The sequence below is a fragment of the Moritella sp. 36 genome, assembly GCF_018219415.1.
In the GTDB taxonomy this organism is placed as follows: Bacteria; Pseudomonadota; Gammaproteobacteria; order Enterobacterales; family Moritellaceae; genus Moritella.
Map to the genome: position 1 here is coordinate 4,034,836 of NZ_CP056120.1, position 14,740 is coordinate 4,049,575.

Below are 14,740 nucleotides of genomic sequence, written 5' to 3' on the forward strand. Positions count from 1 at the left end.
ATACAGCACTAAGTTCTAAACGTAGACTCTATGTGAAAATATGTCAATATTAATAACAAAACAAAGTGCTTATTGCTACGCAATAATGACTTACATCACCGCCCTAAAGGACAGTGTTTTTCGTCAAAGGTGATAAAGTAAAAGAAAGAACCACTGTATTAAATGAAATTGCACATACTGACTCACTTACACTCATTGCCAATCATCGTTCGTATGTTGAATTTTGCGATAAAATAATTCAGCAACAAACTCCATTCTCAGTCATTATTTATGATCTTGATTACTTTAAAAAAATAAATGACAAATATGGTCACGATGTCGGAGATGAATGTTTAATTGCAGTGGTCAATGCGGTTTCCTCTGCATTACGTAAAGATGACGACTTCCATGCGCGTATTGGTGGAGAGGAATTCGCCATAATTTTAACCAATACCTCAATGCTAGAATTAGATGTGATAGCTAAACGCGTACTCAAGTGCGTCAAAGATATTAATATCCCACAGCATAACGATATAAAAATAACTTGCAGCATGGGCTCTACACTCATTACTAAGTTTGATGGTGCGACTATTAAAGATATAATTAAGGTCGCAGATAACGCACTTTATGAAGCAAAAAAATTAGGTAGAGATAGATGGGTACACAAGCATTACAATATAAATTAGGTATTTCAGAAAGTATGAAATTCACTACACCCAAAGTCCTTTGCTGTGGATATATAAAAATTCATCGCATCAATAAATCTGTCTGCTTTCTTCCTGCTTCGGGTATAAAAACGTTTTACTATATGATTTTCATCGTTACGTAACTGAATTATATACCAGTCTCTTTTATGAAAGAGTTCCATGCTATCTAACGAATTAAAATAGAGTGTTGATGTAACATGCTTACTCTTTGTTTTTGTCACACCAGTTGAGATTGCAGAAGTATTCGAGATAAGCGTAGCGCTAGCAACTCCCCTGCCCTTAGATATAGTGCCGTCTCCAAAAGCCAAATACTCATCTGTAATAAACATGCCTTCAGGTCTATATTTTAAAGGCCGCTCAGGGACGATTTAAACCCTAGATCTAAAAAACCTCCAATCAGGAGGCCAAATTAACGATCACACTACAGACTGTAGTTTTATGCGACCGTTCTTATTTGTTGATTATATTTACTGATGATATGGCATTATTAAGCTCACGCCTTGCTTCCAACTCAGTTAAAGCTAAATCTCTCTTTTCCACTTTAGCTAATAAAAAAGATGTATTGTTATTTTTATTATCCTGAACAGCTTTAGCAACAACACTTATATTAGGATACGTTGACTCAAGAACGCAAGATCCTATCGCTGCAGTACCTTCTGGGTATTTATTGTTAGATACTTTTTCTGCAGCTGCTGCTGTACCTTCTGGTACTGCAATTTCCTCTGCATTTAATGGAGCCTTCCATCCTGAAATCTGTTTTAACGCTGCTGGGTGTGAAGCTATATACTTAATTTCAACTCCCTTATCAATATCACTCTTGCTCATTAAAACACACATTTCAATTGGAATTGAAATCAATGCTTTAACATCAATAATTTTATATTCCTGAACAGCTTCAACACTAGCTCTAACAAGGTTTCCTGTTATCGTTGAATTGGTTACGGCTGCAAAAGCGAGTTGGTTATTATCATCAGCTTGCTTGAAAGCATTTTTAGGTGTTCCTGAAAATTCAACATCAGATTTTAGTTTTGGTTTCAGTGAAAACAACTTGGTGATTGCTGCATCATTAAAACTCCCCTTAGATGCTTGCACATATACAACAGAACTATCACTTTCCACTGCATAAAATGCGAAACCAATAGCAGCAACAATTCCAATAGGTAAAATATATTTTTTAAATTTCATTTAAAACGATTTCCATATCCCAAAATTGGTATTTAATCATATTTCCTATGTAATATTAAGAAAAAAACCGCCGAACAGGAGGGGAAATTCAATAAACGTTTGTGGGTTAACGATATGGCTAAAGATAAAGGGGGGGGGGTTAATAATTTATGCTCTGAAGATAGTTCAATAGACCGCATATTGACGATTTTATCTAAATACAAAAACTCCAATCAGGAGGCCAAACCACTTAAAAAGTAATATAACCCTTGCCTCCTTGAACGATCGCGTTTATATTTTTATGTTTATAAATCAAGGATGAAAAGATGTACCGTGTTGTAATAATATTTTTTGTCAGCATTCTTAGCGGCTGTAAACTGCTTCCCCCAAACTTTATCAATCAAGATAACTCTGTTGTAGTTAACAACCCAGATGTTAGCGTTGAAATTGATGAAAACTATTCTTATCTAGGTGAATTTGAATTTTCTGATTATTTGCAATATTCAAATTCTTTAGGCGGTACCACCCACAATGGAGATGGACTTGTTTTTTATAACCCAAAAGATAAATCATTTGTAACGCTCAAAAAGAAAACTTGTAATCGCTGTGTTTTTGATCGAGAGGCTATTCCTAATGTTATTAAAATTGATAGAAATGTATTCAATAAATACAAAGGCCGCTTTAGATTATCAACAGATACTGAGTCTGAAACGAAGCTCTTGGCCTTAATGCAAAGTACTGATGATTCAATAACGACTGAAACTATATTTAACTATAAAGAATATAGTTATGCTTCTGGTAAGGAGTATTTTCAATTAAGAGTAATATATAACGGTGGTAAACCGAGTGTCGAGGTTGATAATATTGTGAGGATAGTTGCAATTTAAACTGTTTTACCTCCCCCTACATGATGTGAGATAAGAAGATAGGCCGTCTGTTGGCGGTCTGACTAAAATCTAGCGAACCAACGGGTCGTATATGCGCCTCGGCTAAAGCCGAAAATAAAGATTTTATCGCCACGCTCATAATGTTTACATAATTCGAAATAGGCTTCTCTTATGTTTTTAGCCAGCCCCTATTACGAACTGTCGTCATGATGAAACTTACTCCGCCGAAGACTTACTTTTAAGTTGTTTTATTTCAGCTTTTAACTTTCTGATTTCTAACCTGTCAACACAGAACATAACAACAATAATAACGATAAAATAAACATCGATATATTCTGTTATCAAAGGAGACCCAATAAATGCAAATGCTGAAAATCCAAGCCCTGCGATGATCAATAAAAACTTATCTTTTATGAATTCAAAAGTCATTATGCTATCGCCCTCGCTCGTAGACCGTATATGCTATACCAGTCTCTTTTATGAAACAACCAATCCTGCCGCTATTGGCACCTAACGCTAAATTCATCTGCGCTATCCCACGTAGTTGGATCTTTACAAGGGTTGTTCATATCGAATATGGCAGCAACATCCTTTGAGTTTTGAAAATCGATACAACGAGCTAATTCCAATGTTGAGCCTGATTTGGCGGTATATGGTCTAGTTTCCCACGTTTTATATGTATCATTAAGCGCAGCATAAGCTTCCAATATCATATTGCCAAACTCTCGATAACCATTAAGGGCTTTAATGGCGTCATCATGAATATCAGAATCTTTGTATTCAGTTGCTAAACACATTGCCAAGGCATAATTGTTAAACAGCTGTTTTTTCAGTCGCTTTATCTAACTCATGAGCATAACTAGTAACACTTAAAATACAGGCTAACATGGTTATGATTAATCTTTTAGAGTCCATAAATATCCCTTATTTGATTGAGGAAAGTAGCAATGATCAGTGCACTGTAGTCCACTCCAAATAGTTGCATGCCCAGAAGCATCTACCCATTCACTCACCTCCACAACAAGTATTCCTTTATGTTTCGAAAATTTTGAAGCCGCTTAGTTCTCTGCTTGAAGGGCTTTAAGATATAATGATATTTGATACCGCTAGCTTTACTCCACGACTTTATAAGGTTCAAGTCCGCTCCTACTGTTAAGATCAACTAACGCGAGTGGTATGTAGTCAACAATGAGCTTTAATTTTTGGAGTACAGAGACATGGACACTTGGGGTATTTATATCGGTTACCGATGCGACCCTTGGCTCCTTTCCTCCGTAGTAAAATTTGTATGAATCATGTATTTTTTTCGATACATCTTCAGGGTAAGGGTAATGACGAATATCTAATTCTACTTTGTGTTTTATTTTGGCTATCATCCAATTAAATGCGACATTAGAATGGTGCCTTTCTTTGTATCCCCCACCGACATCAGCATGAACGCCCGAAAACCAAACCTGCTCTATAACTTGATTATCAGTACCAGCACGCGTTGCCCATAAGGTAGGCTTAAACGTTTCCTCTGCTCATCGATTGATACGGCATGGTATGCATGCAAAGCATCTTTGTTAAGTTTTGTATCATGAAATTGAAGATATTGATGAGTGATTTCTTTTAAGAACCCGATAGGGATACCAAGCGAACCGACAGTGTCCCATACGCCAATCACTTCGATCTGACACATGATATTATTTTGTTTAAAGCTGTTTTTTTCGTGGTTATCTGCATGCTTATAAACATCGAAAGCATGTTCAATCGCCGTCTCAGTAAGCCGGTCTTTATTTAACAATCCACAACTGTAGATCATACCAGCGAGTGAACGGGCGGTATATGCGCCTCGGCTAAAGCCGAAAATAAAGATTTTATCGCCATGCTCATAATGTTCACATAATTCGAAATAGGCTTCTCTTATGTTTTTAGCCAGCCCCCACCCTGATATCCCACCAATGAGACGATTGTACCAGTCCGAGCCGACGCCTTCGTCGTAATACACCACTTGCCGCTTTGGTTGGGTTTTATCTAAGATCTCCCACAAATTCCGAACATTAGTTTCTTCGTTTACTGCATGCGGATCCTCATCTGGTTTACTCCATGTACCATCTAGACAAAGAATAATGTTTTTACTCATGCTTCCTCCTATGTGATGAACGGCTATTTATCGTTAGGAGTTTATTTGTTTGCGATGGAATTATATTTCTAAAGAAGCGCAATATTATTCATACTGTTGGAACGAGCAGGATTTGAATTACCCAAAGGGCAAATGAGCCATGTTTTAAGGCACACGTTTGCGAGTCACTTTATGATTAATGGCGGGAATATTCTGGTGCTGCAGCGAATACTTGGTCACGCATCAATTCTTGATACGATGAAATATTCATATTTTGCACCAGAGCATTTAGAGGATGCGGATTAGGTTTAATTCGTTGGTTAATTAATAACTGTATTCTCAGGCCACATAAAATAGGCACCAAAACGCTTACTATATTTAAATTCACCACCTACATCCTTACCTTTATCTGTAAGTGAGTGCTTATCATCAATCAGAGACAAATAACCTACAGAAGTTAATTTCTCAATTAAATCTGGTGTTTTAAGTCCGAGTTTCTTAGCAAGTTTTGATGATGTTAATTTTGCTATGTCAGTATCATTAATGTTTTCGCTGACTTCAATTTCTGGTGATTCTTTAGGCACTATTTTTTCTAATGAGATACGAATTTCATCACTAATACGGATGATCCGTTGAGCCTCTTCGTAGGCATCTTTATACATAACTGCATCTTCATTACGAGAAACATGTATACCCATTTCGTTATTATTCACTTGGCTAAATTCATATAAATTGAGGCTTGTTATAATGCATGATTCTTCGTTTAGATAGCATTTAGCATGTAGGTTTTTACAAAAACTAGTTCTAATAAAGGTCAGTTCCTTTAACCAATTAATTTCGTTTGGCTGTAGCTCACTTTTACCATATACAATGCGAACATCTATCTTTAATCGGTTCTTATCTTCTAATAACTCTTTGATGCGATCATTCAGCTTGAGATACGGACTAATCAAAACCAAGCGTTCGGATGCACCCTTAATTAATTCTTCAAGATAGTAATTAGTCGCGCTTGTATTTAGAAATTTAGCCATCTGATTTGAAATCCTTATCAATAAAAACTGAGTAATAAGATAAAGTTAACATGTGAATAACCTGAAAACAATGGCATGAAAAACCCCCTGCTACCTAGAAATACGTCTTGGATAAAATATTTAAATAAGCATTGAAAATAGACATTTAAATTAGAGTTAGCTCGAAAGGCATATTCACCAAAATAGTGCAAAATCATCTTGGTGATATGTGGGATATTTAACGGATTAAACTGTCAGAAATACGGTTCTAACATGACATCTCTAACTGGGACCTACATTGGCTGTTAAAGCAAGTTAGAAATGTCACATAGTTCACCAAGATAGGAATGTCACATTGGTTACTTATCCGGTTTTAATGGTTCGCGTAAAATAGGATTGATTTGTCGTGCTCTTTTTTGTGCTGTTCGGCTGAACGTTTGCGCGCTTCTCGTTCGCTCCAACGTGTCACTTCTTTCTTCCTGACTGCGTTTAGCAAAAGACAGGGCCGCACCCAACCGTTTGTTATCAACAACCGCACCTTGATTAACCTGTCGCAGTTTATCGAACACGTGGTAAGGCAATGCCTTACCACAATGCTTTATGCTCAATGTGCCATCCGGGTAGTCGTATACCATGACGTTCTTACCTCCTAAACGCGCTGTCGCATCCGTAGGCTCTATCAGGTAAACCACTTTGTCGTATTGCAATGTTAACGCGTTCGATACCTTACGGGTCTTTTGACGCGCGAATATGTCGTCGAGTTCTTCTGAACTTTCCCGTAATGGACGGTGTGCTTCTTCTAAACTATGCGGCGCTCGACCAAAGCGGTGATTGAAATCTGCAATGAAAATAGGCAGCCACGCGTTCGCTTGCTCCATTGAATCAATGCCTGCAAGTCGCATTTCTTTGATTAGCCTGTCTTGTAGGGTTTTGTTTGCTCTTTCAACTCGCCCCTTAGCTTGAGAGCTGTTAGCACAAATTAAATCGATATTTAATTCATACAAGGCACGACCGTATTGTGTCATCTGATTACCACTAAGAGGCGCTTTCTTATTGATTCTAAAGACAGAATGCTTGTCGCTGTAAAAAGCGATGGGCTTGCCATGTTGCTCAATATATTCCCGTGTCGCATTCATGTAATCATATGTTGATTCCACTTCACTGAAGCATAATGTCATTAATCTACCGGTGGCATCGTCAATAAATACCAATAGACAACATTTATCTGCACGACCTTCGAACCAGTCATGATGTGAGCCATCAATTTGAATAAGCTCACCTAAAGACTCTCGCCTATACCTGGGTTGGTAAGTCTTTGGCTTAGGTTTCGCACGGGACTTCCATAAGCCTTCGTCAATCATCCAGTGCCGTAATGTCTCTGATGACAGCTTGATACCATGCTGTTCGAGTAATTTCTCATTCGCAAATGTAGGCCCGAAATCCGCGTATTTATCTTTGATAATACTCAACGTATGTCGTTTGAACGCTGGTGAGAAACGTCGATTACTTGGCTGTCCTCTTTGCAATGAGGCTAACCCTGATGCACCGTTGTCACGGTATTTGTTAACTAACCGTTGAACCTGTCTTCGCGTTAAGTTAAGGGCGTTTGAAGCATTTATTTGGGTTAATCGCTTCTCACAAACGTCACGAATAACATCAACACGATTTAATTCTTTTTGATTCATAGCAAACAGCATGACACATAGCTCTAAAGAGGGTTAGTAATGGAAACTAATCCTATCAGAATGTGACATCTCTAAGTTGGGGAAATGTGACATTACTATATTGGGTTAACATGGTGAGAAACGTCGATTACTTGGTTTTCCTCTTTGCAATGAGGCTAACCCTGACGCACCGTTTTCACGGTATTTGTTAACTAACCGTTGAACCTGTCTTCGCGTTAAATTAAGGGTGTTTGAAGCATTTTCTTGAGTTAATCGCTTCTCACAAACGTCACGAATAACATCAACACGATTTAATTCTTTTTGGTTCATAGCAAACAACATGACACATAGCTCTGATAGGATTAGTAATGGAACTAATCCTATCAGAATGTGACATCTCTAAGTTGGGGAAATGTGACATTACTATATTGGGTTAACAATTATAATATGTCAACAAAACACAAATAGTCTTACATTTGGCTAACAATTATGTAGCATCTCGCTTTTCATGTTAGGTTAACATTTTTATAATTTTTTTATAACAAAATTTGCTTGTTTGTTATGGCTGAAAATAAGTATAATTCTGTAAACTATCGTGTAGAAATAACGTTAAATTTAAAATTAAATAATGAGAAAATAAAATGAGAAAATGTTTATTAATTTTGTTGGTCCTGTCATCGAGTGCTAATTCTGCTGATTCTGATTCTGGTGAATGTGTTACAGGAACAATAACGGGACTTAATGTTGGTCAAATGGGGAGTGATAAATCTCCGTCTCGTGCATCAGATAATTTATCTGTGCGAATCGAGTCTAATAATTGGAATAAATCTCAAAACCATATTAGATGCGATACCAGTACGGGTACGCAATGCTGGATAGGTATTAAGAGCTCGTCAAGTCTTGGTGATCCTCAAGGTCGAGTTATGTATGACGCCATAAAATCAGCGTATTTTCTTGGTCATGAAATTACACTGTATTCACATAACCTTAGCAATGGTAAGTGTGAAAGCTTCGATCAAGTTACCTTGCTAAAGTAAATAAAATAATAAGTAATATTTTAGGTTTGTGATAAGTATATCGTGAAATATGAGTACTTATCATTTAAGAAAGGATGTCACGTGAATTACACTAAATTAACCCTATAAGGTTCAAGTCCGCTCCTACTGTTAAGATCAACTAACGCGAGTGGTATGTAGTCAACAATGAGCTTTAATTTTTGGAGTACAGAGACATGGACACTTGGGGTATTTATATCGGTTACCGATGCGACCCTTGGCTCCTTTCCTCCGTAGTAAAATTTGTATGAATCATGTATTTTTTTCGATACATCTTCAGGGTAAGGGTAATGACGAATATCTAATTCTACTTTGTGTTTTATTTTGGCTATCATCCAATTAAATGCGACATTAGAATGGTGCCTTTCTTTGTATCCCCCACCGACATCAGCATGAACGCCCGAAAACCAAACCTGCTCTATAACTTGATTATCAGTACCAGCACGCGTTGCCCATAAGGTAGGCTTAAACGTTTCCTCTGCTCATCGATTGATACGGCATGGTATGCATGCAAAGCATCTTTGTTAAGTTTTGTATCATGAAATTGAAGATATTGATGAGTGATTTCTTTTAAGAACCCGATAGGGATACCAAGCGAACCGACAGTGTCCCATACGCCAATCACTTCGATCTGACACATGATATTATTTTGTTTAAAGCTGTTTTTTTCGTGGTTATCTGCATGCTTATAAACATCGAAAGCATGTTCAATCGCCGTCTCAGTAAGCCGGTCTTTATTTAACAATCCACAACTGTAGATCATACCAGCGAGTGAACGGGCGGTATATGCGCCTCGGCTAAAGCCGAAAATAAAGATTTTATCGCCATGCTCATAATGTTCACATAATTCGAAATAGGCTTCTCTTATGTTTTTAGCCAGCCCCCACCCTGATATCCCACCAATGAGACGATTGTACCAGTCCGAGCCGACGCCTTCGTCGTAATACACCACTTGCCGCTTTGGTTGGGTTTTATCTAAGATCTCCCACAAATTCCGAACATTAGTTTCTTCGTTTACTGCATGCGGATCCTCATCTGGTTTACTCCATGTACCATCTAGACAAAGAATAATGTTTTTACTCATGCTTCCTCCTATGTGATGAACGGCTATTTATCGTTAGGAGTTTATTTGTTTGCGATGGAATTATATTTCTAAAGAAGCGCAATATTATTCATACTGTTGGAACGAGCAGGATTTGAATTACCCAAAGGGCAAATGAGCCATGTTTTAAGGCACACGTTTGCGAGTCACTTTATGATTAATGGCGGGAATATTCTGGTGCTGCAGCGAATACTTGGTCACGCATCAATTCTTGATACGATGAAATATTCATATTTTGCACCAGAGCATTTAGAGGATGCGGATTAGGTTTAATTCGTTGGTTAATTAATAACTGTATTCTCAGGCCACATAAAATAGGCACCAAAACGCTTACTATATTTAAATTCACCACCTACATCCTTACCTTTATCTGTAAGTGAGTGCTTATCATCAATCAGAGACAAATAACCTACAGAAGTTAATTTCTCAATTAAATCTGGTGTTTTAAGTCCGAGTTTCTTAGCAAGTTTTGATGATGTTAATTTTGCTATGTCAGTATCATTAATGTTTTCGCTGACTTCAATTTCTGGTGATTCTTTAGGCACTATTTTTTCTAATGAGATACGAATTTCATCACTAATACGGATGATCCGTTGAGCCTCTTCGTAGGCATCTTTATACATAACTGCATCTTCATTACGAGAAACATGTATACCCATTTCGTTATTATTCACTTGGCTAAATTCATATAAATTGAGGCTTGTTATAATGCATGATTCTTCGTTTAGATAGCATTTAGCATGTAGGTTTTTACAAAAACTAGTTCTAATAAAGGTCAGTTCCTTTAACCAATTAATTTCGTTTGGCTGTAGCTCACTTTTACCATATACAATGCGAACATCTATCTTTAATCGGTTCTTATCTTCTAATAACTCTTTGATGCGATCATTCAGCTTGAGATACGGACTAATCAAAACCAAGCGTTCGGATGCACCCTTAATTAATTCTTCAAGATAGTAATTAGTCGCGCTTGTATTTAGAAATTTAGCCATCTGATTTGAAATCCTTATCAATAAAAACTGAGTAATAAGATAAAGTTAACATGTGAATAACCTGAAAACAATGGCATGAAAAACCCCCTGCTACCTAGAAATACGTCTTGGATAAAATATTTAAATAAGCATTGAAAATAGACATTTAAATTAGAGTTAGCTCGAAAGGCATATTCACCAAAATAGTGCAAAATCATCTTGGTGATATGTGGGATATTTAACGGATTAAACTGTCAGAAATACGGTTCTAACATGACATCTCTAACTGGGACCTACATTGGCTGTTAAAGCAAGTTAGAAATGTCACATAGTTCACCAAGATAGGAATGTCACATTGGTTACTTATCCGGTTTTAATGGTTCGCGTAAAATAGGATTGATTTGTCGTGCTCTTTTTTGTGCTGTTCGGCTGAACGTTTGCGCGCTTCTCGTTCGCTCCAACGTGTCACTTCTTTCTTCCTGACTGCGTTTAGCAAAAGACAGGGCCGCACCCAACCGTTTGTTATCAACAACCGCACCTTGATTAACCTGTCGCAGTTTATCGAACACGTGGTAAGGCAATGCCTTACCACAATGCTTTATGCTCAATGTGCCATCCGGGTAGTCGTATACCATGACGTTCTTACCTCCTAAACGCGCTGTCGCATCCGTAGGCTCTATCAGGTAAACCACTTTGTCGTATTGCAATGTTAACGCGTTCGATACCTTACGGGTCTTTTGACGCGCGAATATGTCGTCGAGTTCTTCTGAACTTTCCCGTAATGGACGGTGTGCTTCTTCTAAACTATGCGGCGCTCGACCAAAGCGGTGATTGAAATCTGCAATGAAAATAGGCAGCCACGCGTTCGCTTGCTCCATTGAATCAATGCCTGCAAGTCGCATTTCTTTGATTAGCCTGTCTTGTAGGGTTTTGTTTGCTCTTTCAACTCGCCCCTTAGCTTGAGAGCTGTTAGCACAAATTAAATCGATATTTAATTCATACAAGGCACGACCGTATTGTGTCATCTGATTACCACTAAGAGGCGCTTTCTTATTGATTCTAAAGACAGAATGCTTGTCGCTGTAAAAAGCGATGGGCTTGCCATGTTGCTCAATATATTCCCGTGTCGCATTCATGTAATCATATGTTGATTCCACTTCACTGAAGCATAATGTCATTAATCTACCGGTGGCATCGTCAATAAATACCAATAGACAACATTTATCTGCACGACCTTCGAACCAGTCATGATGTGAGCCATCAATTTGAATAAGCTCACCTAAAGACTCTCGCCTATACCTGGGTTGGTAAGTCTTTGGCTTAGGTTTCGCACGGGACTTCCATAAGCCTTCGTCAATCATCCAGTGCCGTAATGTCTCTGATGACAGCTTGATACCATGCTGTTCGAGTAATTTCTCATTCGCAAATGTAGGCCCGAAATCCGCGTATTTATCTTTGATAATACTCAACGTATGTCGTTTGAACGCTGGTGAGAAACGTCGATTACTTGGCTGTCCTCTTTGCAATGAGGCTAACCCTGATGCACCGTTGTCACGGTATTTGTTAACTAACCGTTGAACCTGTCTTCGCGTTAAGTTAAGGGCGTTTGAAGCATTTATTTGGGTTAATCGCTTCTCACAAACGTCACGAATAACATCAACACGATTTAATTCTTTTTGATTCATAGCAAACAGCATGACACATAGCTCTAAAGAGGGTTAGTAATGGAAACTAATCCTATCAGAATGTGACATCTCTAAGTTGGGGAAATGTGACATTACTATATTGGGTTAACATGGTGAGAAACGTCGATTACTTGGTTTTCCTCTTTGCAATGAGGCTAACCCTGACGCACCGTTTTCACGGTATTTGTTAACTAACCGTTGAACCTGTCTTCGCGTTAAATTAAGGGTGTTTGAAGCATTTTCTTGAGTTAATCGCTTCTCACAAACGTCACGAATAACATCAACACGATTTAATTCTTTTTGGTTCATAGCAAACAACATGACACATAGCTCTGATAGGATTAGTAATGGAACTAATCCTATCAGAATGTGACATCTCTAAGTTGGGGAAATGTGACATTACTATATTGGGTTAACAATTATAATATGTCAACAAAACACAAATAGTCTTACATTTGGCTAACAATTATGTAGCATCTCGCTTTTCATGTTAGGTTAACATTTTTATAATTTTTTTATAACAAAATTTGCTTGTTTGTTATGGCTGAAAATAAGTATAATTCTGTAAACTATCGTGTAGAAATAACGTTAAATTTAAAATTAAATAATGAGAAAATAAAATGAGAAAATGTTTATTAATTTTGTTGGTCCTGTCATCGAGTGCTAATTCTGCTGATTCTGATTCTGGTGAATGTGTTACAGGAACAATAACGGGACTTAATGTTGGTCAAATGGGGAGTGATAAATCTCCGTCTCGTGCATCAGATAATTTATCTGTGCGAATCGAGTCTAATAATTGGAATAAATCTCAAAACCATATTAGATGCGATACCAGTACGGGTACGCAATGCTGGATAGGTATTAAGAGCTCGTCAAGTCTTGGTGATCCTCAAGGTCGAGTTATGTATGACGCCATAAAATCAGCGTATTTTCTTGGTCATGAAATTACACTGTATTCACATAACCTTAGCAATGGTAAGTGTGAAAGCTTCGATCAAGTTACCTTGCTAAAGTAAATAAAATAATAAGTAATATTTTAGGTTTGTGATAAGTATATCGTGAAATATGAGTACTTATCATTTAAGAAAGGATGTCACGTGAATTACACTAAATTAACCCTATAAGGTTCAAGTCCGCTCCTACTGTTAAGATCAACTAACGCGAGTGGTATGTAGTCAACAATGAGCTTTAATTTTTGGAGTACAGAGACATGGACACTTGGGGTATTTATATCGGTTACCGATGCGACCCTTGGCTCCTTTCCTCCGTAGTAAAATTTGTATGAATCATGTATTTTTTTCGATACATCTTCAGGGTAAGGGTAATGACGAATATCTAATTCTACTTTGTGTTTTATTTTGGCTATCATCCAATTAAATGCGACATTAGAATGGTGCCTTTCTTTGTATCCCCCACCGACATCAGCATGAACGCCCGAAAACCAAACCTGCTCTATAACTTGATTATCAGTACCAGCACGCGTTGCCCATAAGGTAGGCTTAAACGTTTCCTCTGCTCATCGATTGATACGGCATGGTATGCATGCAAAGCATCTTTGTTAAGTTTTGTATCATGAAATTGAAGATATTGATGAGTGATTTCTTTTAAGAACCCGATAGGGATACCAAGCGAACCGACAGTGTCCCATACGCCAATCACTTCGATCTGACACATGATATTATTTTGTTTAAAGCTGTTTTTTTCGTGGTTATCTGCATGCTTATAAACATCGAAAGCATGTTCAATCGCCGTCTCAGTAAGCCGGTCTTTATTTAACAATCCACAACTGTAGATCATACCAGCGAGTGAACGGGCGGTATATGCGCCTCGGCTAAAGCCGAAAATAAAGATTTTATCGCCATGCTCATAATGTTCACATAATTCGAAATAGGCTTCTCTTATGTTTTTAGCCAGCCCCCACCCTGATATCCCACCAATGAGACGATTGTACCAGTCCGAGCCGACGCCTTCGTCGTAATACACCACTTGCCGCTTTGGTTGGGTTTTATCTAAGATCTCCCACAAATTCCGAACATTAGTTTCTTCGTTTACTGCATGCGGATCCTCATCTGGTTTACTCCATGTACCATCTAGACAAAGAATAATGTTTTTACTCATGCTTCCTCCTATGTGATGAACGGCTATTTATCGTTAGGAGTTTATTTGTTTGCGATGGAATTATATTTCTAAAGAAGCGCAATATTATTCATACTGTTGGAACGAGCAGGATTTGAATTACCCAAAGGGCAAATGAGCCATGTTTTAAGGCACACGTTTGCGAGTCACTTTATGATTAATGGCGGGAATATTCTGGTGCTGCAGCGAATACTTGGTCACGCATCAATTCTTGATACGATGAAATATTCATATTTTGCACCAGAGCATTTAGAGGATGCGGATTAGGTTTAATTC

Annotated in this window: 16 protein-coding genes and 6 pseudogenes; 8 read left to right on the forward strand and 14 right to left on the reverse strand. The window is 37.8% G+C overall.

The features are described 5' to 3' along the window. Positions 1 to 113: 113 nt before the first annotated feature. Entirely contained in the window at positions 114 to 665 is a 552-nt protein-coding gene (locus tag HWV03_RS17835; protein ID WP_211677092.1) for a GGDEF domain-containing protein, read from the forward strand. 5 nt (positions 666 to 670) lie between these two features. On the opposite strand, the gene HWV03_RS17840 is transcribed toward HWV03_RS17835, so the two are convergent. Together HWV03_RS17840 and HWV03_RS17845 are read right to left on the reverse strand one after the other, a co-directional pair. Continuing rightward, complete coding sequence (locus HWV03_RS17840) at positions 671 to 1,015, reverse strand: hypothetical protein (RefSeq protein WP_211677093.1); 345 nt, start codon at positions 1,013 to 1,015, stop codon at positions 671 to 673. Between the two features lie 121 nt (positions 1,016 to 1,136). Further along, entirely contained in the window at positions 1,137 to 1,871 is a 735-nt protein-coding gene (locus HWV03_RS17845) for a prephenate dehydratase domain-containing protein (RefSeq protein WP_211677094.1), read from the reverse strand. A 114-nt stretch (positions 1,872 to 1,985) separates the two neighbouring features. On the opposite strand from HWV03_RS17845, the gene HWV03_RS22645 reads away from it, so the two are divergent. Together HWV03_RS22645 and HWV03_RS17850 are read left to right on the forward strand one after the other, a co-directional pair. After that, positions 1,986 to 2,111 (forward strand): hypothetical protein, encoded by a 126-nt coding sequence (locus HWV03_RS22645; protein ID WP_255546905.1) that lies wholly within the window; start codon positions 1,986 to 1,988, stop codon positions 2,109 to 2,111. 65 nt (positions 2,112 to 2,176) lie between these two features. Continuing rightward, on the forward strand, positions 2,177 to 2,737 hold the full coding sequence (locus HWV03_RS17850) for a hypothetical protein (protein ID WP_211677095.1): 561 nt from the start codon (positions 2,177 to 2,179) through the stop codon (positions 2,735 to 2,737). A 62-nt stretch (positions 2,738 to 2,799) separates the two neighbouring features. Here the strand turns inward: HWV03_RS17850 and HWV03_RS22845 are convergent, their stop codons facing one another. The 4 genes and pseudogenes from HWV03_RS22845 to HWV03_RS17875 all read right to left on the reverse strand — a co-directional run bounded on the left by HWV03_RS22845 (position 2,800) and on the right by HWV03_RS17875 (position 4,862). Continuing rightward, on the reverse strand, positions 2,800 to 2,922 hold the full coding sequence (locus tag HWV03_RS22845; protein WP_211680311.1) for a phospholipase effector Tle1 domain-containing protein: 123 nt from the start codon (positions 2,920 to 2,922) through the stop codon (positions 2,800 to 2,802). Positions 2,923 to 2,953: 31 nt separating this feature from the next. Continuing rightward, positions 2,954 to 3,166 carry a hypothetical protein gene (locus HWV03_RS17860; RefSeq protein WP_211677096.1) on the reverse strand — a complete coding sequence of 71 codons (213 nt, stop codon included), beginning with the start codon at positions 3,164 to 3,166 and terminating at the stop codon, positions 2,954 to 2,956. Between the two features lie 71 nt (positions 3,167 to 3,237). Then, positions 3,238 to 3,534, reverse strand: coding sequence for a hypothetical protein (locus HWV03_RS17865; RefSeq protein ID WP_211677097.1), 297 nt, complete (start codon positions 3,532 to 3,534; stop codon positions 3,238 to 3,240). 315 nt (positions 3,535 to 3,849) lie between these two features. After that, positions 3,850 to 4,862: pseudogene (locus tag HWV03_RS17875) on the reverse strand (DUF2235 domain-containing protein). 114 nt (positions 4,863 to 4,976) lie between these two features. On the opposite strand from HWV03_RS17875, the pseudogene HWV03_RS17880 reads away from it, so the two are divergent. Further along, a pseudogene (locus HWV03_RS17880) lies at positions 4,977 to 5,147 on the forward strand (tyrosine-type recombinase/integrase); the annotation flags it as partial. A 14-nt stretch (positions 5,148 to 5,161) separates the two neighbouring features. On the opposite strand, the gene HWV03_RS17885 reads toward HWV03_RS17880, so the two are convergent. The 3 genes from HWV03_RS17885 to HWV03_RS17895 all read right to left on the reverse strand — a co-directional run bounded on the left by HWV03_RS17885 (position 5,162) and on the right by HWV03_RS17895 (position 7,845). Further along, positions 5,162 to 5,872, reverse strand: coding sequence for a phospholipase D family protein (locus HWV03_RS17885; protein WP_211677100.1), 711 nt, complete (start codon positions 5,870 to 5,872; stop codon positions 5,162 to 5,164). 338 nt (positions 5,873 to 6,210) lie between these two features. Then, positions 6,211 to 7,536 (reverse strand): ISNCY family transposase, encoded by a 1,326-nt coding sequence (locus HWV03_RS17890; protein ID WP_211677101.1) that lies wholly within the window; start codon positions 7,534 to 7,536, stop codon positions 6,211 to 6,213. 105 nt (positions 7,537 to 7,641) lie between these two features. Next, on the reverse strand, positions 7,642 to 7,845 hold the full coding sequence (locus tag HWV03_RS17895; RefSeq protein WP_211677102.1) for a helix-turn-helix domain-containing protein: 204 nt from the start codon (positions 7,843 to 7,845) through the stop codon (positions 7,642 to 7,644). 311 nt (positions 7,846 to 8,156) lie between these two features. Here HWV03_RS17895 and HWV03_RS17900 point away from each other — a divergent pair, with 311 nt between their 5' ends. Further along, positions 8,157 to 8,552, forward strand: coding sequence for a hypothetical protein (locus tag HWV03_RS17900; RefSeq protein WP_211677103.1), 396 nt, complete (start codon positions 8,157 to 8,159; stop codon positions 8,550 to 8,552). Positions 8,553 to 8,638: 86 nt separating this feature from the next. Here HWV03_RS17900 and HWV03_RS17910 read toward each other — a convergent pair. Further along, a pseudogene (locus HWV03_RS17910) lies at positions 8,639 to 9,654 on the reverse strand (DUF2235 domain-containing protein). A 114-nt stretch (positions 9,655 to 9,768) separates the two neighbouring features. Between HWV03_RS17910 and HWV03_RS17915 the strand changes: the two are divergent. After that, positions 9,769 to 9,939, forward strand: a pseudogene (locus tag HWV03_RS17915) (tyrosine-type recombinase/integrase); the annotation flags it as partial. Between the two features lie 14 nt (positions 9,940 to 9,953). Here HWV03_RS17915 and HWV03_RS17920 read toward each other — a convergent pair. From HWV03_RS17920 to HWV03_RS17930, 3 genes are all read right to left on the reverse strand, one after another. Next, positions 9,954 to 10,664: a phospholipase D family protein gene (locus HWV03_RS17920; RefSeq protein ID WP_211677100.1), complete on the reverse strand. Its 711-nt coding sequence runs from the start codon at positions 10,662 to 10,664 to the stop codon at positions 9,954 to 9,956. Positions 10,665 to 11,002: 338 nt separating this feature from the next. Continuing rightward, positions 11,003 to 12,328: an ISNCY family transposase gene (locus HWV03_RS17925; protein ID WP_211677101.1), complete on the reverse strand. Its 1,326-nt coding sequence runs from the start codon at positions 12,326 to 12,328 to the stop codon at positions 11,003 to 11,005. A 105-nt stretch (positions 12,329 to 12,433) separates the two neighbouring features. Then, complete coding sequence (locus HWV03_RS17930; RefSeq protein WP_211677102.1) at positions 12,434 to 12,637, reverse strand: helix-turn-helix domain-containing protein; 204 nt, start codon at positions 12,635 to 12,637, stop codon at positions 12,434 to 12,436. A 311-nt stretch (positions 12,638 to 12,948) separates the two neighbouring features. On the opposite strand from HWV03_RS17930, the gene HWV03_RS17935 reads away from it, so the two are divergent. Next, on the forward strand, positions 12,949 to 13,344 hold the full coding sequence (locus HWV03_RS17935; protein ID WP_211677103.1) for a hypothetical protein: 396 nt from the start codon (positions 12,949 to 12,951) through the stop codon (positions 13,342 to 13,344). Between the two features lie 86 nt (positions 13,345 to 13,430). Here HWV03_RS17935 and HWV03_RS17945 read toward each other — a convergent pair. Further along, positions 13,431 to 14,446, reverse strand: a pseudogene (locus tag HWV03_RS17945) (DUF2235 domain-containing protein). Positions 14,447 to 14,560: 114 nt separating this feature from the next. On the opposite strand from HWV03_RS17945, the pseudogene HWV03_RS17950 reads away from it, so the two are divergent. Then, positions 14,561 to 14,731: pseudogene (locus HWV03_RS17950) on the forward strand (tyrosine-type recombinase/integrase); the annotation flags it as partial. Positions 14,732 to 14,740: the final 9 nt, after the last annotated feature.